Origin of the sequence: Nocardioides eburneus, from assembly GCF_040838215.1 — a bacterium.
In the GTDB taxonomy this organism is placed as follows: Bacteria; Actinomycetota; Actinomycetes; order Propionibacteriales; family Nocardioidaceae; genus Nocardioides; species Nocardioides eburneus.
Map to the genome: position 1 here is coordinate 31849 of NZ_JBFPJR010000029.1, position 20320 is coordinate 52168.

At 72.7% G+C, this 20320-nt stretch carries 23 protein-coding genes; 17 read left to right on the top strand and 6 right to left on the bottom strand.

Annotated features, from left to right (window positions below):
* The first annotated feature begins 9 nt into the window (after window positions 1-9).
* The 4 genes from AB3X52_RS15015 to AB3X52_RS15030 are packed head-to-tail and all read left to right on the top strand — an operon-like array spanning window position 10 to window position 2527.
* Window positions 10-792, top strand: a complete 783-nt coding sequence (locus tag AB3X52_RS15015; protein WP_367994904.1) for a sulfite exporter TauE/SafE family protein — start codon at window positions 10-12, stop codon at window positions 790-792.
* 4 nt (window positions 793-796) lie between these two features.
* Entirely contained in the window at window positions 797-1489 is a 693-nt protein-coding gene (locus AB3X52_RS15020) for an IMPACT family protein (RefSeq protein ID WP_367994905.1), read from the top strand.
* Between the two features lie 10 nt (window positions 1490-1499).
* Window positions 1500-1928, top strand: coding sequence for a pyridoxamine 5'-phosphate oxidase family protein (locus AB3X52_RS15025; RefSeq protein WP_367994906.1), 429 nt, complete (start codon window positions 1500-1502; stop codon window positions 1926-1928).
* 56 nt (window positions 1929-1984) lie between these two features.
* On the top strand, window positions 1985-2527 hold the full coding sequence (locus AB3X52_RS15030) for a flavin reductase family protein (protein WP_367994907.1): 543 nt from the start codon (window positions 1985-1987) through the stop codon (window positions 2525-2527).
* A 49-nt stretch (window positions 2528-2576) separates the two neighbouring features.
* Here the strand turns inward: AB3X52_RS15030 and AB3X52_RS15035 are convergent, their stop codons facing one another.
* From AB3X52_RS15035 to AB3X52_RS15045, 3 genes are all read right to left on the bottom strand, one after another.
* The gene (locus tag AB3X52_RS15035) at window positions 2577-4295 is read right to left on the bottom strand and encodes a sigma-54-dependent Fis family transcriptional regulator (RefSeq protein ID WP_367994908.1); all 1719 of its coding nucleotides are present in this window, start codon (window positions 4293-4295) and stop codon (window positions 2577-2579) included.
* Between the two features lie 81 nt (window positions 4296-4376).
* Window positions 4377-6098, bottom strand: coding sequence for a CocE/NonD family hydrolase (locus AB3X52_RS15040; protein ID WP_367994909.1), 1722 nt, complete (start codon window positions 6096-6098; stop codon window positions 4377-4379).
* Window positions 6099-6110: 12 nt separating this feature from the next.
* Complete coding sequence (locus tag AB3X52_RS15045) at window positions 6111-7202, bottom strand: LLM class flavin-dependent oxidoreductase (protein WP_367994910.1); 1092 nt, start codon at window positions 7200-7202, stop codon at window positions 6111-6113.
* 134 nt (window positions 7203-7336) lie between these two features.
* Here AB3X52_RS15045 and AB3X52_RS15050 point away from each other — a divergent pair, with 134 nt between their 5' ends.
* From AB3X52_RS15050 to AB3X52_RS15060, 3 genes are all read left to right on the top strand, one after another.
* Entirely contained in the window at window positions 7337-8158 is an 822-nt protein-coding gene (locus AB3X52_RS15050) for an SDR family NAD(P)-dependent oxidoreductase (protein ID WP_367994911.1), read from the top strand.
* Window positions 8159-8200: 42 nt separating this feature from the next.
* Entirely contained in the window at window positions 8201-8743 is a 543-nt protein-coding gene (locus AB3X52_RS15055) for a DinB family protein (RefSeq protein WP_367994912.1), read from the top strand.
* A gap of 62 nt (window positions 8744-8805) precedes the next feature.
* Window positions 8806-9846, top strand: coding sequence for a GNAT family N-acetyltransferase (locus tag AB3X52_RS15060; protein WP_367994913.1), 1041 nt, complete (start codon window positions 8806-8808; stop codon window positions 9844-9846).
* Between the two features lie 72 nt (window positions 9847-9918).
* On the opposite strand, the gene msrA is transcribed toward AB3X52_RS15060, so the two are convergent.
* Window positions 9919-10572, bottom strand: a complete 654-nt coding sequence (gene msrA / locus AB3X52_RS15065) for a peptide-methionine (S)-S-oxide reductase MsrA (protein ID WP_367994914.1) — start codon at window positions 10570-10572, stop codon at window positions 9919-9921.
* 122 nt (window positions 10573-10694) lie between these two features.
* On the opposite strand from msrA, the gene AB3X52_RS15070 reads away from it, so the two are divergent.
* From AB3X52_RS15070 to greA, 7 genes are all read left to right on the top strand, one after another.
* Window positions 10695-10895, top strand: a complete 201-nt coding sequence (locus AB3X52_RS15070) for a ribbon-helix-helix domain-containing protein (RefSeq protein WP_367994915.1) — start codon at window positions 10695-10697, stop codon at window positions 10893-10895.
* Window positions 10892-11266, top strand: coding sequence for a type II toxin-antitoxin system death-on-curing family toxin (locus AB3X52_RS15075; RefSeq protein WP_367994916.1), 375 nt, complete (start codon window positions 10892-10894; stop codon window positions 11264-11266). Before AB3X52_RS15070 ends, AB3X52_RS15075 begins: the two co-directional genes overlap by 4 nt.
* 9 nt (window positions 11267-11275) lie before the next feature.
* Window positions 11276-12439 carry a cystathionine gamma-synthase gene (locus tag AB3X52_RS15080; protein WP_367994917.1) on the top strand — a complete coding sequence of 388 codons (1164 nt, stop codon included), beginning with the start codon at window positions 11276-11278 and terminating at the stop codon, window positions 12437-12439.
* Window positions 12426-13826 carry a glutamate mutase L gene (locus AB3X52_RS15085; RefSeq protein ID WP_367994918.1) on the top strand — a complete coding sequence of 467 codons (1401 nt, stop codon included), beginning with the start codon at window positions 12426-12428 and terminating at the stop codon, window positions 13824-13826. The genes AB3X52_RS15080 and AB3X52_RS15085 overlap by 14 nt, the downstream gene beginning before the upstream one ends.
* Window positions 13827-13835: 9 nt before the next feature.
* A complete protein-coding gene (locus AB3X52_RS15090; protein WP_367994919.1) occupies window positions 13836-15209 on the top strand; it encodes an AI-2E family transporter in 1374 nt (457 codons plus the stop codon).
* A complete protein-coding gene (ilvA, locus tag AB3X52_RS15095; protein ID WP_367994920.1) occupies window positions 15202-16431 on the top strand; it encodes a threonine ammonia-lyase in 1230 nt (409 codons plus the stop codon). The genes AB3X52_RS15090 and ilvA overlap by 8 nt, the downstream gene beginning before the upstream one ends.
* Window positions 16432-16637: 206 nt before the next feature.
* Window positions 16638-17150: a transcription elongation factor GreA gene (gene greA / locus AB3X52_RS15100; RefSeq protein WP_367994921.1), complete on the top strand. Its 513-nt coding sequence runs from the start codon at window positions 16638-16640 to the stop codon at window positions 17148-17150.
* Window positions 17151-17237: 87 nt separating this feature from the next.
* On the opposite strand, the gene AB3X52_RS15105 is transcribed toward greA, so the two are convergent.
* Window positions 17238-17651, bottom strand: coding sequence for a DUF4307 domain-containing protein (locus AB3X52_RS15105; protein WP_367994922.1), 414 nt, complete (start codon window positions 17649-17651; stop codon window positions 17238-17240).
* A gap of 30 nt (window positions 17652-17681) precedes the next feature.
* Between AB3X52_RS15105 and mca the strand changes: the two genes are divergently transcribed.
* Window positions 17682-18578, top strand: coding sequence for a mycothiol conjugate amidase Mca (gene mca, locus AB3X52_RS15110; protein ID WP_437440562.1), 897 nt, complete (start codon window positions 17682-17684; stop codon window positions 18576-18578).
* 12 nt (window positions 18579-18590) lie between these two features.
* On the top strand, window positions 18591-18899 hold the full coding sequence (locus AB3X52_RS15115) for a hypothetical protein (RefSeq protein ID WP_367994924.1): 309 nt from the start codon (window positions 18591-18593) through the stop codon (window positions 18897-18899).
* 4 nt (window positions 18900-18903) lie between these two features.
* Here the strand turns inward: AB3X52_RS15115 and AB3X52_RS15120 are convergent, their stop codons facing one another.
* The gene (locus AB3X52_RS15120; RefSeq protein WP_367994925.1) at window positions 18904-19530 is read right to left on the bottom strand and encodes a class I SAM-dependent methyltransferase; all 627 of its coding nucleotides are present in this window, start codon (window positions 19528-19530) and stop codon (window positions 18904-18906) included.
* 91 nt (window positions 19531-19621) lie between these two features.
* Here AB3X52_RS15120 and AB3X52_RS15125 point away from each other — a divergent pair.
* Window positions 19622-20320: HNH endonuclease family protein (locus AB3X52_RS15125; protein ID WP_367994926.1), on the top strand; the 699-nt coding region annotated here is incomplete at its 3' end.

A 20320-nucleotide genomic window follows, 5' to 3' on the forward strand; every position in this document is an offset into this window, starting at 1 on the left:
AATGGCCCGGTGGCCGACCCCTCCCTGACCGTGCTCCTGCTGCTCGGGGTCGCGGCTCTCGCGGCCGGCTTCGTCGACGCCGTCGTCGGTGGCGGCGGGCTCATCCAGCTGCCGGCGTTGCTGCTCGGGCTGCCGAACGCCGCGCCGATCAACGTCCTGGCGACCAACAAGCTGTCGAGCATCTGCGGGACCGCGACCAGCGCTTCGACGTACTACCGCCGTGTGCGGCCCGACCCGCGCACCTTCGTCCCGCTCGCGGTGCTCGCCTTCGGTGGCTCGGCGCTGGGCGCCTTCGTGGCCAGCCACATCCCCTCGTCGGCGTTCTCGCCGATCATCCTGGCGGCGCTGGTGCTGGTCGGCACCTGGGTGGTGTTCCGGCCCTCCCTGGGCGAGCGGACGCTGCTCCGCTTCAGCGGCCATCGCCACACGCTGGCCGCGATGGGCGTGGGCGTCGCGGTCGGCTTCTACGACGGTGCGCTCGGCCCCGGCACCGGCTCGTTCCTCGTCATCGGGCTGGTCGGTCTGCTCGGCTACTCGTTCCTGGAGGCCTCGGCCAAGGCCCGCATCGCCAACGTGGCGACCAACCTGGCGGCCCTCGTCGTCTTCATCCCGCAGGGCGGCGTGATCTGGAAGGTCGGTCTCGTGATGGGCGCCTGCAACCTGGTCGGCGGGTACGCCGGTGCCCGGACCGCCGTCGCGCGCGGAGCCCGCTTCGTCCGGGTGTTCTTCATCCTCGTCGTCTCCGGCTTCGTCATCCGGATCGGCGGCGAACTGCTGGGGCTGTGGGGGTGAGCCGGTGAGCGGCTACGTCACCCTCGCGCGCGACGGCGAGGCGGAGGTCGAGGTGAAGCGGTCCCGGTTCCGCTGCACCCTGCAGCGGGTGGAGGACGAGCCCTCCGCGCGGGCGCTCGTCGAGCGGCTGCGCAAGCAGCACTGGGACGCGCGCCACCACTGCTCCGCCTTCCGGATCGGCCCGGTGGGCGACGGCGTGCAGCCGGTCGAGCGGTCGAACGACGACGGCGAGCCGGCGGGCACGGCGGGCGCGCCGATGCTGGAGGTCCTGCGTGGCTACCCGTCGGAGGGCTCCGGCACGGGCCCGGTCACCGGGGTGTCCGACGTCGTCGCGGTCGTCACCCGCTGGTTCGGCGGCACCCTGCTCGGCGCCGGCGGGCTGGTGCGGGCCTACTCCGACGCCGTACGCGCGGCGTTGGACGAAGTCGGCACCCTGCGGCGCGAGCTCGTCCGGGAGTACACCCTGGTGGCGTCGTACGACGTCGTCGGGCGCCTCGAGACGGACCTGCGCGCCGCCGGCGTCGCCGTGCTCGGCACCGACTACGCCGCGGAGTACGCCGCCGGGGTGACGCTCCACCTGGGCGCGCCGCCCGCGGAGGAGCCGCGCCTGTCCGCACTGGTCGCGGAGCTCACGGCGGGCGCATCGGTGCTCCGACCGGGGACGGAGCGCTGGGCCGACGTGGGCGGCCCGGCGTAGCGTCGGACCCATGAGCATCCCGGTGGACGTCGCGGACCTCGCGCAGACGCTGACGAGCTTCGGCTCGGGCTACCTCCTGACCGTGTCGCCGGCGGGAACGGTCAAGGTGGTGACGGTCGACCCGGTCGTCGAGGACGGCATGCTCCTCGTGCGCGGCCCCGGCCGGGGGACGCTCACCAACCTCGCCGCCAACCCGCAGGTGAGCCTGGCCTTCCCGCCGCCCCAGCCCCACGGCTTCACCCTCCTGGTCGACGGCACCGGCGTCGCGGAGGGCGACGACGTCCGGGTGCAGCCGAGCGGCGCCGTGCTCCACCGCCCGGCGGCGCATGGCGATGGTCCGCCCGCGCCGGTCAGTGCCCCCGCGACCGACTGCGGCAACGACTGCCACCCCGTCGCCGGCCCTGTCGCCGGCCCCGCCTCAGGTTCCGTCTCAGGCTGAGACCCGCGCCCGCCCATCGCGCGGGGGATGCTGAGGGCGATGCGACGGGAGGGCGGATGAGCGAGCGGCACGGCGCGGCCTCCCGGCCCGCGTCGACCCAGGTCCCGGAAGCGGTCGACCCCGGGCGCTTCCGCGCGGTCGTCGGCCGGTTCGCGAGCGGAGTCGCGGTGGTCTCGACACGGTTCGACGACCGCCTGTTCGGGACGACGGTCTCGGCGGTCTCCTCCCTCTCCGCGGAGCCGCCGATGATGCTCGTCTGTCTCAACCGTGCGAGCACGACCCACGACGCGGTCATGCGGTCGGGGCGCTACGCGATCAGCGTGCTCGCCGCCGACCAGGACGACCTGGCCCGCCACTTCTCCCGGGCCGGGACGGACAAGTTCGCCGACGTCGACCACGTCGTCACCGACCACGGGCTGCCGACGCTCACGAACGCGCTCGCCACCCTCGAGTGCCTGGTCGAGGAGGTCGCCGCCGGCGGGAGCCACACCGTCTTCCTCGGCCGCGTCCTCGATGTCGGGGCGCGGGAGGGTGAGCCGCTCGCGTACTACCGCGGCGCCTTCAGCCGCCTGGTGCGGGCAGAGCGTCCTCCGACGTAGCCGTGATGGCGCGGTGTCGGCTCCCGGCTCCCGGCCGCTCGGCTGCGTGCTACCGGCTACCCGGGACCTGGAGGCCGAACTGGCGGATCCGCCGGTAGAGCGTCGCGCGCGAGATCCCCAGCGCGAGCGCGGCCCGGTCCCGGTTCCACCTCGCGTTGCGCAGCGCCTCGTAGACGACGGCGCGCTCCGCCTTCTCGAGCTCGCCCATCAAGCGCGATCGGGTCGTCACCGCGATGTCGCCGGGGAGGTGCTCCACCCTGAGCTCACCGGTCCCGGCCAGGGTCGCCGCGGTGGCGAGCACCCGCCGCAGCTGGCTCACGTTCCCGAGCCACTGGTGCGCCGCGAACAGGCTCATCACCTCGGGCGCGACGCGCATGTCGCCGGCGCCCAGGTCGGCCAGCAACGCCGCGACGAGGTCCGGCAGCTCGGCGGTCCGCTCCCGGAGCGGGGGACAGGCGACCACGGCGGGGAAGACGTCGACGCCGGCGTCGGGCAGGACGCGCGCCGTCGCCGCCACCCAGTGGGGCGCGTCGCGAAGGATGCCGAGCGCGGCCCGCAGGATCGTGGGGTCGAGCGCGTCGACGTCACGCACGAGGACCGGTCCCCGTCGTACGACCCCGGCGAGCTGCGCGACCCAGTCGCTCGGCGCCACCTGCGCGCCGCCGCCGTCCAGCACCGCGACGTCCCCGGTGGCGCGCACGAGGTGGGCGCGGCCGCTGCCGGGCTCTCCGACGACGACCGTCCCGAGCCCCCGGGACCGCGCGCGACGTACGGCACGCTCGCGCAGCACGTCCGGCGCTGCCTGGGTGGCCCTGCCCGGGGCGTCCACGGTCGAGGGCAGACGGGTAAGCGAGGCGATCACGCCCGCCCGCTCGTCCGCGAGCGGCACCGCGCGGCAGTGCACGCGGAAGCGCGCCCCGGCGAGATCCAGGGTGGCGTCGCGCTCGCCGCCGAGCGTCGTCGCGCGAAGCAGGTCGACGTCCTTCGCGTCGCGCAGCAACCGCTGGGCGGCCGCGTTGGCGATGAAGACCCGCTCGCTCAGCGCGACCACCGGCAGCGAGGGCCGGCGGGCGCGGCGCAGGTAGGCCTCGAAGAGGCGGCGGTCGTGGTGGTCCGTGGCGGCGGCGATCCGCTCGGTGATGGCGGTCCCGAGCCCTTCGGCGTACGGCAGCAGCAGCGGACTGGCGGTGCCGACCCGGTGGCAGAGCAGCAGCGTCCCGGCGATCCGCCCGAGGCCGTCGCGGAGCGGCACTCCGGCGGAGACGAGGTTGTGCTCGGACTCGCGGAAGTGCTCGTCGCCGACCACGACGAACGACTCGAGGCGCTCGAGCGAGAGGCCGGCGCCGTTGGTGCCGACCGTGCACTCCTGGTAGACCGCACCGGGCGCACAGCCCCGCCGCTCGCTCTCGCGCACGATCGGCGAGTCGCCGGCGACGGGACACACCTGCACCCCCTCGCGGTCGAGGAGCATCGCCCACACCTCGGTGTCGCGCGCCTGCTCGGTGAACCGGTCCAGGACCGGCCGGGCCGCGGTGACGAGATGTGCGGCCCGACCGCGCTCGAGCTCGAGCACCGGAAGCGTGCCCCCGACCGGGTCGACCGCGCTCGACCGTGACCGGTGCCAGGAGTGCACGATCTCCGGGCGTACGACGCCGAGCTCGGCCTCCTGGGAGGGGCGGTCGAGGAAGAGGGCGCGGGCGTGCGCCACGAGCCGCCGGTAGGCCGGCTCGAACCGGGCGGCCACACTCGGCGGCGCGGGGATCGGCACGCTCCGCACGCTAGCCGCGGCAGGTGGCGGTGACACGGCGCTTCCCACGGCGCGGAAACGTCGCCTCGCCGCCGACCACGCTCACTCCGCGGGCGGGATGACGGGCAGCAGGATGTGCGAGGCGTGAGCGGGGTCGTGGAACACCTGCTGGTGCGCCGGCCTGTTGTCCGCCGCGATCGCGCGCCCGACGTCCACGAGTGCGCCGGAGTTCACGCTCCAGTTCGGGTAGCTCGAGCTGGCGATGTCGACCCGGATCCGGTGGCCGGCGCGGAAGAGCTGGCTCGTGCCCCACAGGTCGATCTCGTAGCGCGTCACCTCGCCGGGCGTGATCGGACGGGCCCGGTCCTGGCCGTCGCGATACTTCGCCCGGACGATCCCATCGACCACGGACATCGCGCGCCCGTCGGGCCACACGTCGACGAGCCGGGCGACGAAGTCGGTGTCGTCGGCCGAGGTCGCGGCGTGCAGCACCACGCGCACCGGCCCGGTCACCTCGACGTCGTCGGCGAGCGGTTCGCTCACGAAGCGCAGCAGGTCGGCCCGGTCGTCCAGCGGTCGCTGGTCGCGCGGACCCGGCGTCCACTCGTCGCCGCCCTCGAGTCCACCGGCGAAGATCCCGGACTGACCGCCCCGCATCGGCACCGGGTCGCTCGGGTCGTGCACGTAGGTGCTCGGCTCGGAGCGCGCTGGCTCGACGGGGGAGAGAGCACCGCCGGCGTGCAGGTACCACGGCGTGTACGCCGTCCGGGCCAGCGGCCACTCCTGCTCGTCGCGCCACTCGTCGGCGCCCATGACGAAGATGCGGACCGGGGCGTCGGGAATCCTCTCGCCCGCCACGGCCGCGGTGAGGAAGCGTGTCACCGCGGCGGTGAGCCCGAAGCCCTCCTCCGAGGCCGAGGGGCCGAAGTCGCGCTCGCCGACCACGCCGTCCCGGTCCCGGTGCGACCACGGTCCGACGATGAGCCGCTGGCCGCGGCGGGCCCGCTCCGTGGCGGCCGAGCCGCTGAGCGTCGTGAAGTTGTCGAGGGTGCCGCCGAGGAAGAGGTCGAACCAGCCGCCGACGTGCAGTCCGGGCACGGCGATCGCGGACCGGCGGTCGCGGTAGCCGACCCGCGACCAGTAGTCGCCCCAGGTCTCCTCCGCGAGCCACCGCCGCCAGGTCGGCAGCACCTCGCTGACCACGGGCGCGTCGGCGAGGGGTCCCTCGGCGACGCTCGCCCACGGATCGGCCGCGTGGGCGGCGAAGCGCGCCAGCTGCTCTCCGACGTCCTCGCCGCGCGCCGCCCGTCGCTGGAGCGCCATCGCGGAGGTCATCGTGTACCAGCCGGTGAGCTGGCCCAGCTGCATCGCACCGCCGCGGTAGGCGACGCCGGTGTGGTAGTCGGCCGGCGTCACGATGGGGACGATGGCCGCCAGCTCCGCGGGTGCATCGACCGCCGCGGCCAGCTGCGTCATGCCGAGATAGGACATCCCGTACGTCGCCACGGTGCCGTTGCCGTAGGGGAGCGCCGCGCACCAGCCGATCGCGTCGAGGGTGTCCTGCTCCTCGTGCTCGAACGGGGCGAAGTCGCCGTCGGAGGTGGCGCAGCCGCGGCAGTCCTGGACCACCACGGCGAAGCCGGCGTCCAGGAAGGCGTCGTACGGCAGGGTGCGGACCAGGTCCTCGCCGTACGGGTTGCGGACGAGGACGACCGGCTGGTCGGTGCGGTCCTCGATCCGGTGGACGACGGCACGCAGGGTCACCCCGTCGCGTGTCGTCATGGGGACGTCGCGCTCGAGGACGCGCGTGGGGGAGGCGGGCATCCGGTGTCTCCCTCAGACCATCGCGGCGCCGAGGCGGGCGTCGTACCGCTCCCGGGCCACGGGCATGACCTCTTCGGCGAAGAGCCGCAGGCTCGCCTCCGCCTGGTCGTAGGGCATCCCGCCGAACAGCGGCGCCACGATGAGCTCGAAGCTGCCCATCACCTCATGGATCCAGTCGAGCTTGGCGAGGATCTGCTCCGGCGTACCGGCGATCGCGGCGTCGGCGTAGTCGCGCCCGGCCTGCTCGACGCCGCGGGCGCGGAGGACCTCGGCGCGCTCGGCGTACCGCTCGTAGCCCTTCTGCGTGGCGAAGTGCGTCCCGGCGAACTCGTAGTGGTCGACGTTCTGCTGCCAGAAGGCGCCGACGTACTGGTAGAAGCGCTCCTGGGCGACCTCGGCGTCGGGGTGGCAGTACATGTTCACGTTGAGGCTGATCGGCGCGGGCTCGCGGTTCCAGGTCTCGCGGTAGCGGTCGTTGTAGACGTTGAACGTCTCCATGAGCTTGTCGACCGGGCGGACGATGAACGACATGACGCGTACGTCGTTGTCGACCGCCGCGATGATCGAGTCGAGCGAGCCGGCGACCGTGTAGACCCGGTCCTTGAACGACGCGATGGGCCCGGGCTTGAGCTGCACACGCGGTTGCGGGTAGTACGGGCCGGAGCCCTCGATGAAGCCGGTCTCGAGGGCGTTGAGGATCATCGGCGCCGCCTCGTCGAAGCGCTCCCGCGACTCGGTGACGGGGATGCGCAGGCCGGTGAACTCGCTGCGTGCGACGCCGCGACCCATGCCGAAGATGACGCGTCCGTCGGAGAGGTTGTCGAGGAGCAGAAGCTTCTCGGCGACCCGGAGAGGGTCGTTCCACGGCAGGATGACCGCGCCGGTCGCGAGCTTGATCCGCTCGGTGCGCGCCGCGATGTGGGAGAGCCACAGCAGGTTGTCCGGACAGAACGAGTAGTCGGTGAAGTGGTGCTCCACCGCCCACAGGCTGTCGAAGCCGAGCTCCTCGGCCTGCAGCGCGAGGCTCGTCTCCTGCTGGATCGTCTGGTGCTCCGTGATCGAGGTGTCGGCGCGGCCGAACCCGAAGTTCACTCCGATGTGCATCGCAGATGCTCCTCTGCTGACGGTGCCGACGACCGGCACGGCGTGCGATGCGACGAACGTAGGCGCGCGTCGGCGCCTCCTCGGGTCTCATTGTGAGACCCGGGGACCCCGTGGACGGCTGTGATCCTGCGGGCATGGGAATCACGGACTTCGAGGGTCGAGTGGTCGTCGTCACCGGCGGTGCCTCGGGCATCGGTCGCGGCATGGTCGAGCGGTTCGGTGCGCGCGGCGCGCAGGTGGTGATCGCCGATCTCGACGGGCCGGCGCTGGAGCGCGCTGCCGCAGAGACGGGATCCACCCCGGTGGCGACCGACGTGGCGGACGCCGCGAGCGTCGCCGCGCTCGCCGACCGCGTCCTCGCCGACCATGGCCGGGTGGACATCGTCTGCAACAACGCCGGCGTCGGACCGCGTGCCGACGTCAGCCGACTGACCCTCGGCGACTGGGAGTGGGTCCTGCGGGTCAACCTCTTCGGGGTGATCCACGGGGTCCACGCGTTCCTGCCTCACCTGCGGGCGAACCCGCGCGGCGGCTGGATCGTCAACACCGCCTCGATGTCCCGCTTCGTCTTCCCGCCCGGCTACGCGCCGTACGTCACGAGCAAGGCGGGCGTGGAGGCGCTCAGCCTCGTGCTCGCCAAGGAGCTCGCCGCCGACGGCGCCGACATCGGCGTCACCGTGCTCCACCCCGGCGCCGTGCACACCGACATCAAGCACAGCCTGCGCAGCCGCCCGGCGGCGCTCGGGCAGGACAGCGGTCTCGTCGACTTCGACCTCGCCCAGCAGCTACCCGCATCGACGCGCTGGTCGACCCCGGCGGAGACCGGCGAGCTCGTGGTCCGGGCCGTCGAGCGCGGCGAGCTCTACGCGCTCACCCACCCCGAGCAGCTGCCCCAGGTCCGGGCGACCCACGCTGCCGTCGAGGAGGCGTTCGAGCAGGCCGCGACCGTCCGCTGATCCGGATGAGGATCGTCCTGTTCAGCGCCTAGGTTGGCGAGCATGACTCAGACAGCAGACCGTATCGACCCGCCGCTGCATGCGGACGAGGCGACGACCGTGAGGGCCTTCCTCGCCTACCAGCGCGACACGTTCCGGTGGAAGACCGCAGGGCTCACCCGGGAGCAGCTCGCCACTCGGCTGCCGTCGTCGGAGATGACGCTCGGCGGGATGATGAAGCACCTCGCGCTGGTGGAGTCGAGCTGGTTCTCCGAGGACCTGCTCGGGCAGCCGCTGATCGCGCCGTTCGACGGCGTCGACTGGAGCGCCGACCGGGACTGGGAATGGCACAGTGCCGCGGACGACAGTCCGGAGGAGCTGCGCGCTCTGTTCGACGCCAGTGCCGCGGCCTCGGACCGGATCATCGACGAGGCGATCGTGTCCGGCGACGGACTAGACACGCTCTCGGTGGTCGAGGCGCGCCGACCCGGGCTCGGGCGCTTCAGCCTGCGCTGGATCCTCCTCCACATGATCGAGGAGTACGCCCGCCACAACGGCCACGCCGACCTGATCCGGGAGTCGATCGACGGGCTGACCGGCGAGTGACCTGAGGGCTCCCGTCGTACGCGCTCGACGGCGGGCGAGGGCGCGTTTGGGAGACTGGCCGAGTGAACGACCTACTCCAGACGCCCGCGAACCTCCCCGACGGCTGGACCGCGAGGGGGCCAGAGCTCGACGACCTGCCCCGGCTCGTCGCGCTCAGATCCGCCGACAAGAACCCCTTCACCGGGTCGTCCGGAGTCGCCGAGGAGACGGTCGAGTCGGAGATCGCCGGGCTCAAGTCCTGGACCCGCCGGCAGCAGGTCGCGGTCGACCCGGACGGCGTCGTACGCGCCTGGGCGACGGTCCACGACCGCGCCGCCGGCCGGACGATGGTGCACCTCTACGTCGACCGCGGTGACTACCCCGGGGTCGACCGCGCCGCCGACGTGGCGGCCTCGCTCTACGCCTGGATGGAGGAGCGGGCGCGGGCGATCGCCCGAATGCGCGGGCTCACCGGCACCCAGCTCGACGCCAGCCCGTACGCCGAGGACACCGTCCAGCGCGGCTGGCTCGAGGCGGCCGGCTACACGAAGGTGCGGACCTGGCTGCAGATGACCCGGCCCGTCGACCCGGATGAGGCGGAGACGCTGCCGGCGCCGCGCCCCGGGGTCACGGTCCGACGGGTCGGCACCCACGACAACGGGCTGCCCGTCGCCGCCGACCTGCGCACCGTGCACCAGATGCTGGAGGAGTCCTTCGCGGACCACTTCAACTCCTACCGGGAGAGCTTCCCGGAGTTCGTCCAGCGGCTGCGCGAGGACCCCGGCCACCGCTGGGACCACTGGTGGCTCGCGTTCGTCGACGACCCCGAGCGTCCCGATGGTCCGCCGCTGCCCGCGGGTGCGCTGGTCGCCTCACTGCTGCAGCCCGGGCCGAACGGCAAGGAGGGCAGCTATGTCGAGTACATCGGCGTCAACCGGCGCGCCCGCGGCCGGGGTGTGGCCAAGGCCCTGCTCTTCGCCGTCATCGGCGACGTCGCCGAGCGGGGCGGCGACCGGGTCGGTCTCGAGGTCGACGCCGACAGCCCCACCGGCGCCGACGGGCTCTACACCTCGCTCGGTTGGACCACCGACTACGTCACCGAGTCCTGGCACAAGGACATCTGAGTCGACTTCCGGGTCGACTTCCGGGTCGACATCCGGGCGGCGCGCGGCGGAGCGTCCGGCGCTCCGCCCGCGTCAGGCGTCAGCGGGGAACGGGATGCCGGTGTTCGCGTGGCAGCGGTAGCCGTTCGGGACGCGGTCGAGGTACTGCTGGTGGTAGGGCTCGGCGACGTAGAACGTCGGGACCGGCCGGATCTCGGTGGTGATCTCGCCGTAGCCGCGACGGGCGACCTCCTCGCCGTACACCTTGGTCAGTTCGCGCGCGGTCTGCTCCTGCGCGGGGGAGGTGTAGTAGAGCGCGGAGCGGTACTGCGTGCCGACGTCATTGCCCTGACGCATGCCCTGGGTCGGGTCGTGCACCTCGAAGAACCGCTTCACGAGGTCGGCGTAGCCGACCGTGCTCGGGTCGAAGACCACGCGGACGGCCTCGGTGTGGTTGGTGAGACCGCTGCAGACCTCTTCGTACGTCGGGTTCGGCGTCGTGCCGCCCTGGTAGCCGACCGAGGTGGAGTAGACCCCCGGAACCTGCCAGAACATCTCCTCCGCGCCCCAGAAGCAGCCGAGGCCGAAGTAGGCGACCTCGTAGCCCTCCGGGGTCTCGCCGTCGCCGGGCTCGGCGAGCAGCGGCGTGCCGAGGACGCGGTGCTTCTCGGGCAGGTCGAAGAGCGCCTCGTCGCGACCCGGCAGGGTGCGGTCGTCGGGCTGGAGCTGGGTGGGTCGGCCGAACATGGTTCCTCCTCGAAGCGGTGACACCAGTCTCCAACAACGGCCCAAGCCGACGCGTTCCCGGTTCTCCGCAGGTCGGCGGAACCCGGTTGTGGTATCACGGTGATACCGTCAACGTTGTGGCTATGACCCTCCGCACCGATGACGAACTCGATGAGGCCCTCGCAACCCTCGCGGAGTCCGAAGGCATCTCCAAGCAGGAGGTCGTGCGCCGCGCCGTCCTCGAGAAGCTGGCCCGCAGTGAGCGCCGAGGCCGTGTTGACGCCATCGCCCAGCAGGTGATGGCCGACTACGCCGACGCGCTCGACCGCTTGGGCAAGTCGTGACCGAGGTCGACTACCTGACCCTTGAGGATCTGCTGCTCTTCACCAAACTGCTCGGTGCCGGCCCGGTCCGGGATGTCGGGCTGCTGGAATCGGCCGTCGCACGCCCGCGGACCTCGCTCTTCGGAGAGGACGCTTATGTCAGCGTGGAGGCCAAGGCGGCGGCGCTGCTTCACTCGATCTGCAAGAACCACGCGCTCGTCGACGGCAACAGGCGGCTTGCGCTGCTCGCGACCATCACCTTCCTTCGGATGAACGGCCGGCGGGCCGAGTTCAGCCAGGACGAGGCGTTCGAACTCGTGATCAGTGTGGCCGAGGGGCGAGCAGATATCGCCGGCATCGCTGACGTGCTGGCTCAGGGCGATGCGCCGTAGGCTCGCGATGTGACCGAGCAACAGCATCGACACAAGAGCGGCTTCGAGACCCGCGCCATCCACGCCGGCTACGAGCCCGACCCGACCACCGGGGCGGTGATCCCGCCCATCTTCGCGACCAGCACCTACAAGCAGGACGGCGTCGGCGGCTTGCGGGGCGGCTATGAATACAGCCGCTCCGGCAACCCGACCCGGACCGCGCTCGAGGGCGCGCTCGCCGCCGTCGAGGAGGGCGAGCGGGCGTTCGCGTTCGCCTCGGGCCTCGCCGCCGAGGACACCCTGGTCCGCAGCCTGCTCAAGCCCGGCGACCACGTCGTGATCCCGAACGACGCCTACGGCGGCACGTTCCGGCTCATCGACAAGGTCGAGCAGCCGTGGGGGATCGAGCACAGCCCGGCGCCGGTCGACGACGTCGAGCGGATCGCGGCCGCGATCCGGCCGGGGCAGACCAAGCTGGTCTGGCTGGAGACGCCCACCAACCCGCTCCTCAACGTCGGCGACATCACCGCCCTCGCGGCCCTCGCCCACGACGCCGGGGCGCTGCTCGTCGTCGACAACACCTTCGCGAGCCCCTACCTCCAGCAGCCGCTCACGCTCGGCGCCGACATCGTCGTCCACTCGACCACGAAGTACGTCGGCGGCCACTCCGACGTCGTCGGCGGCGCGCTCATCGTGCGCGACCTGGAGATCGCCGAGCGGATCGGGTTCCACCAGAACGCCATCGGCGGCATCGCCGGGCCGTTCGACGCCTGGCTGACCCTGCGCGGGCTCAAGACGCTCGCCGTCCGGATGGACCGGCACTGCGACAACGCCGAGCGGGTCGTCGACTTCCTGACCAGCCACCCGGCGGTCGGGGACGTGATCTACCCCGGTCTGGAGACCCACCCCGGCCACGAGGTCGCCCGCCGTCAGATGCGGCGCTTCGGCGGGATGGTCTCCTTCCGACTCCGTGACGGTGAGCAGAAGGCGCTCTCCGTGTGCGAGCGGACCGAGGTCTTCACGCTCGGCGAGTCCCTCGGCGGCGTCGAGAGCCTCATCGAGCATCCCGGCCGGATGACCCACGCCTCGGTCGCCGGCACGGACCTCGAGGTCCCCGCCGACCTGGTCCGGCTCTCCGTCGGGATCGAGAGCGCCGACGACCTGATCGCCGACCTCGAGCGTGCCCTCGGCTGACGGCCCGACCGCGGTCTGCGTCGACATCGGGTCGACGTGGACGAAGGCGCTCCACGTCGACCTGACCACGGGTGATCTGCTCGGCAGCGCGAGCAGTCCCACCACACCGGCCGAGGTCCTCCAGGCGTACGACGCCTGCCGCGCCCACCTCGTCGACCAGGATCCGCGCGCGGCGACGGCCCGCACCCTCGCCTGCAGCTCCGCAGGCGGCGGTCTACGGATCGCCGTGGTCGGCAACGAGGAGCTCGTGACGGCCGAAGCCGGCCGCCGGGTGGCACTCTCGAGCGGCGGCCGGGTGGTCGCGGTCGTCGCCATGGCGCCGGATGAGGCGTCCGGTGATGCGGGATGTGACACCCACGGTGCGCTGGAGCGCACGCTGGGTGTCACATCGCCCGACGTCGTCCTCCTGACCGGCGGGACCGACGGCGGCAACAGCGAGGTGATCGTCGCGGCGGCACGTGCCCTCACGGACGCGGCCGTGGCCGGCACCTGGTCGGGGCCGGTGGTCGTGGCCGGCAACGTCGACGCCCAGCCCGAGGTCGCGGAGATCCTCGCGGCGGCGCCCGCACCGCTGCCCTACGTCCTCGCCCCCAACGTCCTGCCGCGCATCGGGACGCTGGAGCCGGCCGGCGCGCGGGCGGCGGTCCGTCGGGTCTTCCTCGAGCACGTCATCGGCGGCAAGCACCTCAGCGCCCGGCCCGACTTCCTCACCATGGTCCGCGGCGCCACGCCCGACATCGTGCTCACCGGCGTCGAGCTGCTTGGCGACGTCCTCGCGAGCGAGGGCGGCGAGCCGGGCACCGCGGTGACGGGCGACGTCGTCGTCGTGGACGTCGGCGGGGCGACGACGGACGTGCACAGCGTCGTCCGGCCGGATCCGGAGCGTGCTGACCTCGGACACGAGGTGGTCGCCGTGACCGGGGTGACCCGCACCGTCGAGGGCGACCTGGGGCTGCGCTGGTCGGCCCCCGCGACGGTCGAGGCTGCGGGGCTCGACGGCGATCCGGGTCTCGTCGACGCGGCTCGCCGGCGCCACGACGATCCCGGCTGGCTGCCCGACACCGACGCCGCGCGTGACGTCGATGAGACGATCGCCCGGGCGGCCGTCGGGCTCGCGCTGCAGCGCCACGCCGGGCGGCCCGGCCGGGGCGGCGTCGACCTGCGCGGGGTCGGCCTGGTCATCGGCTCGGGCGGCCTGCTCCGCCACGGCCGCCCGGGCGTCGCCGATCGGGTCCTCCGATGGCCCCGCGGCACCGGCCGCCAGCTCCCGGAGGCACCGCAGGTGAGCGTCGACGGGCGCTACCTCCTGGTGGCCATCGGACTCCTGGCCGAGGAGCATCCCGACGTGGCGCGGAGGCTCGCCCGCCGGTTGGTCCCCGGCCGGTAGCCTCGACCTGTGAGCGACGACGGGACGCCGGCCGAGCCCCGGGAGCACGACCCCGACCAGCCGGTCCGCCGGCCCGGGCGGCGCCGCGAGGCCGGGACCGCGCCGGACAACCTGGCACTGCGCCTGGTCCAGCAGTTCAACCAGCTCCGCGAGGAGCGCCAGGAGCAGCTTGCCTCGCCGGTGCCGGTCGCCGCGACGGAGGCGACCCGCGCGACCGTCCCGTACGGCGTCGACCTGGCCGCCTCCTGGGCGTGGCGGTTCCTGGTGATCGTCGCGGCGGGCTACCTCCTGGTGCGGGCGCTCGGGTTCCTCGAGCTCGTCGTCGTCCCGGTCGTCATCGCGCTGCTCGTCTCCGCGCTCGTGATCCCGGTCGTGGGGGCGCTCGAGCGGATCGGGATCCGGCGCAGCCTCTCCGCGCTGCTCGTGGTCCTCGGGGTGATCGCGGTCGTCGGCGCGATGCTGTCGTTCGCCGGACAGCAGGTCGCGTCCGGTGCCAGCGACCTCGCCAACCAGGCGTCCCAGGGGCTCGGCGAGATCCGCGACTGGCTCAAGACCGGCCCCCTGCACGCGAGCGACAACCAGATCGACGACTGGATCAACCGGGCACAGAAGGCGCTGGCCGACTGGGGGAGCGCTCAGGGGAGCAACCCGGTCTCGAAGGTGACCGAGGTCGGTGGCGTCGCCGCCGACGTGCTCGCCGGCATGTTCATCGTGCTCTTCTCGACCTACTTCTTCCTCGCCGAGGGTGACGACATCTGGCGCTGGGTCGTCAAGCTCTCCCCGCGGGCCGCCCGCGCCCGCATCGACAGCTCCGGCCGCGTCGCCTGGGTGTCGCTCACGCAGTTCACTCGGGCCACGGTCATCGTCGCGGCGGTCGACGCGGTCGGGATCATGATCGTGGCGGCGATCCTGCAGGTGCCCTTCGTGGCCGCGATCGGCGTGCTCGTCTTCCTCGGCGCGTTCGTGCCGCTCATCGGCGCCTTCGTCGCCGGCACGGTCGCCGTGCTCGTGGCGCTCGTCGACCAGGGCTTCGTGACCGCGCTCATCATGCTCGGTGGCGTCGTGCTCGTGCAGCAGTTGGAGGCCCACGGCCTCCAGCCGTTCCTGATGGGTCGCTGGGTGCGGGTCCACCCGCTCGCGGTGATCCTCGCGATCGCCACGGGTGTGCTCGTCGCCGGGGTGGCGGGCGCGCTGGTCGCCGTACCCTTCGCGGCCGCGCTCAACGCCGTCGTCCAGCACCTCGCCGCCGAGCGCGCGCTCCCGGAGACGGCGGCCGACGACGCCACCGAGGAGGGCATGGACGCCGAGGTCGGCGATGAGCCGGACCTGGACGACCAGGACCCGCCCACCGCCCTCTCGAAGGAGGACCCGACGGATGACTGAGCCGACGATGGGCCCGACGACCGGTCCGCTGTCGCACCGTGACCTGGAGGACGCGCGCGAGCTGCTGCGCGGACACATCGTCGAGACGCCGATCCAGACGTCGCGGTGGTTGACCGAGGCCGCCGGGAGCCCGGTGGTCCTCAAGTGCGAGAACCTCCAGCGGACCGGCTCGTTCAAGTCCCGCGGCGCCTACGTCCGGATCGCTCGGCTCCCCGAGGAGGAGCGCGCGAAGGGCGTCGTGGCCGCCTCCGCCGGCAATCACGCGCAGGGCGTCGCGCTGGCCGCGAAGATGCTCGGCATCCCCGCCACGGTCTTCATGCCGGAGGGCGCGCCGATCCCGAAGGAGAACGCGACCCGCGGCTATGGCGCGGAGGTCGTCTTCGAGGGGCAGTACGTCGACCAGTGCCTCGACGCGGCGCAGGGGTACGCCGACCGGACCGGTGCCGTCCTGATCCACCCCTACGACCACGTCGACATCGTGGCCGGCCAGGGCACGCTCGGTCTCGAACTCCTCGAGCAGGTGCCGGACGTGCGGACCGTCGTCGTCCCGCTGGGCGGCGGTGGCCTGCTCGCCGGCGTCGCGCTCGCGGTGAAGCAGCGCCGCCCCGACGTCCGCGTCGTCGGCGTCCAGGCGGAGGGCGCGGCGGCGTACCCGGCCTCGCTCGAGGCGGGCGCGCCGGTCGCGCTCACCCAGATGAAGACCATGGCCGACGGCATCGCCGTCGGGCTGCCCGGCACGATCACCTTCCCCATCATCCGCGACCATGTCGACGAGATCCGCACCGTCTCCGAGGACGCCATCTCCCGGGCATTGCTGGCCCTCGTGGAGCGGACCAAGCTCGTCGTCGAGCCGGCAGGGGCGGTCGGCGTCGCAGCGCTGCTCGACGAGCCGTCGGGCTTCGAGGGACCGGTCGCGATCGTGCTCTCGGGCGGCAACATCGACCCGCTCCTGCTCGGCAAGGTGATCCGCCACGGCCTGGCAGCGGCCGGTCGCTACCTGCCGCTCGCGGTGACGATCCCGGACGCGCCGGGGTCGCTCGCCCGGATGCTGGGGGAGATCGGGGCGATGGGCGCGAACGTCCTCGAGGTCGTCCACGCCCGCCACAGCCCGAAGCTCCATCTCGACGAGGTCGAGGTGACCCTCCAGCTCGAGACCCGCGGAGCGGCCCACGCGGCGCGGGTCAGGCAGCGGCTCTACGAGCTCGGGTACGCCGTCGTCTGAGGCCGCCCGCTCGGATCGCTGGGGAAGCGGACGCGACCTTGCTAGACTGAAGATTCTGACGTCTCCGCGAGGCTGTCGAGAGGACGAGGCTCGCGCGAGGCGTTTACGTGCTGAAAGAGCCGGTTTCGCTCCCAGGAGCCGGTTCACCGGCGGGGGCCTCCTCCGCCGGCGCCCCGCACCATCGACCCACCAGGAGTATTTCCGCTATGACGCAGTCGACCGAGTCCAGTGCTGGCACCATCTGGCTCAGCAAGGGTGCCTTCGACAAGCTCACGGCCGAGCTCGAGCACCTCAAGGGCCCCCGCCGTCAGGAGGTCGTCTCTGCGATCAGCGCGGCCCGGGACGAGGGCGACCTCAAGGAGAACGGCGGCTACCACGCCGCCCGCGAGGAGCAGGGCAAGCTCGAGGGCGAGATCGTCAAGCTGGAGCAGGTGCTCCTCAAGGCCGACACCACCGTCCCCTCCGACGACGACGCCGTCGCTCCGGGGAAGGTCGTCACCTACAAGTTCGACGGCGATGACGACGACGAGGCCGAGACGTTCCTGCTCGCCTCGATCGAGATGAAGCCGTACGCCGGCGACCTCGACGTCTACTCGCCGCAGGCCCCGATCGGCGCGGCGCTCACCGGCGCCAAGGTCGGCGACGCGGTCGAGTTCGAGGGGCCGACCGGTCGCGCCATCAAGGTCCACGTCCTCAAGGCGGTCCCGTTCCAGGACTGACCGGCGCCGCACCACAGCACGTCGTACGACGGCCCCGACCGCCACGGTCGGGGCCGTCGGCGTCGGTGATGGGCCGCGCCGTGGGTGCTAACGCGCGTCCTTCTGCCCGGGGGCGGTGCAGCCGTCCCAGGTGACCCGGGCCGCTCGACGCTCGGTCTTGAACGTGATCGTCTGGCGACCGGACTTCGCGGCGAACTCGTGCCGGCCGAGCACGGCGCCGTTCTCGTCGGAGGCCTCGACCGTGCACGTCGGCGTGACGCCGGTGTCGTGGATGCGGACGACCGCGGTGACCCTGACCTCGTTCTGGCTGGTCGCCTCCCAGGTCTCCATGCCGGAGGTCACCTTGGGATGGAGGTTGACCCACAGCGCCCAGCCGAACCAGGCGACCACCACCACGACCACGACCAGGATGCCGACCAGGAGGACCCGGCTCCCACGTCTCGGGCCGGTGCCGTAGCGCTGCGCCAGCCGCTCCGCGGCTCCGGGGTCCTGCGAACTCACGCCCAGATCCTCGCACCTAGGATGAAGCCCATGTCGAACCACCCCCGCCAGGGCATGCGACTGATGCATGTGCACGCCCACCCCGACGACGAGTCCAGCAAGGGGGCGGCGACCACCGCGAAGTACGTCGCCGAGGGCGTCGACGTCCACGTCGCGACGTGCACGGGCGGGGAGCGCGGCTCCATCCTCAACCCCAAGATGGACCGGCCCGGGATCCTGGAGAACATCCACGAGATCCGGCGCCAGGAGATGGAGCGGGCGCGCGACATCCTCGGCATCACCCAGGACTGGCTCGGCTTCGTCGACTCCGGCTGGCCGGAGGGCGACCCCAAGCCCCCGCTGCCGGAGGGCTGCTTCGCGCTGGTGCCGCTGGAGGAGGCGATCGTCCCGCTGGTGCGGCTGATCCGGAGCTTCCGGCCGCACGTGATGACGACGTACGACGAACGCGGCGGCTACCCGCACCCCGACCACATCATGTGCCACCGGGTGAGCATGGCCGCCTTCGAGGCCGCCGCCGACCCCGAGCGGTTCCCGGAGCTCGGCGAGCCGTGGCAGATCCTCAAGGTCTACTACCACCACTCCTTCAACCGGCCCAAGACCCAGGCGCTGCACGACGCGATGCTGGCGCACGGCCTGGAGTCGCCGTACGCCGAGCGCCTCGCCGGCTGGAAGCCCGAGCCGGACTGGGACGCCCGCATCACCACCCGGGTGCCGTGCTCGGAGTACTTCGGCGTGCGCGACCAGGCGCTGCTCGCGCACGCGACCCAGATCGACCCGGACGGGTCCTGGTTCGCGATCCCGCGCGAGCTGCAGGAGAAGGTGTGGCCGACCGAGGACTACGAGCTCGTGACGAGCGCCGTCGAGTCCACACTTCCCGAGGACGACCTGTTCGCCGGCATCGATGAGGCCGGCTCACCGGGCGAGTGAGAGACTGACGCCATGCAGGTCCCCGCAGTCATCCTCCCGTTGCTCCTTCGGCTCGACGGCATCAACCAGCAGCCCCCGAAGGACGACGACGTGGTCGCCGGGTGGATGGCGTTCCTGATCTTCATCCTGCTGATCGTCGCGGTCGCGCTGCTCGGCTGGAGCCTCACCCGGCAGTTCAAGAAGGTCCGCGCCGCACAGGAGGCGGGCGTCTTCGGCGAAGACGAGCGCCCGTCCCGGATCGAGGCCGACCGCCCGGACGACGAGGGCGCCGAGCTGGAGAAGTCCTCCGACGATCCCTCCGAGGAGCAGTCGACCTCCTGAGGCGCTAGCCCTGGCGCACCACCCGGACGAGGCAGTCCCAGGCCGTCCGGGCGGGCGCGTCCTCCTCATGCTGGTGGCCCGGGCCGTCCGGGACACGGCGCGCGACGCGGCCGGCGTGCACGACGCCGTACGACGCCCCGAGCGCGTCCAGGTCGGCGAGCACGTCCTCAGCGGTCATGAGCACGGCGGGGTCGGTCGGGCCGCCCGTGCCCTCGGTGAGGTTCGTCGAGTCGTGGGCGATCCATAGCAACGCCCCGCCGAGCGCGAGGCTGTGCCAGGCGTGCGCGATCGCGGCGGCCCGCTGCGTCGGCTCGAGCTGGAGGTAGGCGACCAGCACGAGGCCGACCGGGACCGGCGAGGTCCACGTCGTCGCGTCGGCGCAGACCCACGTGATCGGCAGGTCGCCCGCGAGCGCGGCGCCCTTGTCGAGGCCGGCCTGGGCGAAGTCGACGGCGGTCACCCGCCAGCCGCGCTTCGCGAGCCAGATGGCGTTGCGTCCCTCACCTGCCGCGAGGTCGACCGCGGTCCCCGGTGTCACGTGGTGGAGCTCGCGCTCGACGAACACGTTGGGCTCGAGGGACCAGACCGGCTCGCTGCCGGCATATCGCGCGTTCCAGGCCTCGGCGTCCATGCGCACAGTGTGCCGTGGACCCGACCCGGCACCGCCTGGCCCCCGGGAGTGTCGGTGCCGTCGGGCACGATGGCCTGCTGTGTGGAGAGTCGTGCGCCGTTGTCCTCGGACCGTCTGGGTCGCCCTGCTGCTGGTCGCCCTGGTGATCGGCGGCTGCGACCTCGCCGGGCCGCAGGACGAGCCCGCGGCCGGACCGTCGACCGCCGCCCCCTCGACCCGGCCGTCGGGCCGTGCCTCGAGCAGCCCGTCGCCGTCGCCGACGCAGTCCCCGTCGGCGTCGCGGACGCCGCCGGCGGCCCGCCCGCCCGCGCTGCGCGCCCTGCAGCGACTGCCGGTGAAGGGTCGGGCGCCGATGACCGGCTACGACCGCGACCTCTTCGGTCAGGCCTGGTCCGACGACAACGACCAGCTCTGGGGACACAACGGCTGCGACACCCGCAACGACGTGCTGCGCCGCGACCTCGACAAGACGGTCATCGACCCCGTCACCCACGGGTGTGTCGTGCTCACGGGCGTGCTCCACGACCCCTACACCGGTCGGACGATCGCGTTCCAGCGCGGGGTCGGCACCAGCATCGCGGTCCAGATCGACCACGTCGTCGCGCTGGCCGACGCTTGGGAGACCGGTGCCCAGCGCTGGTCCGCGGAGCGCCGTCAGGACTTCGCCAACGACCCGCTCGAGCTGATCGCGGTCGACGGCCCCACCAACGAGTCGAAGGGCGCGGGCGACGCCGCGACCTGGCTGCCGCCCCACAAGGCGTTCCGCTGTGCCTACGCCGCGCGTCAGATC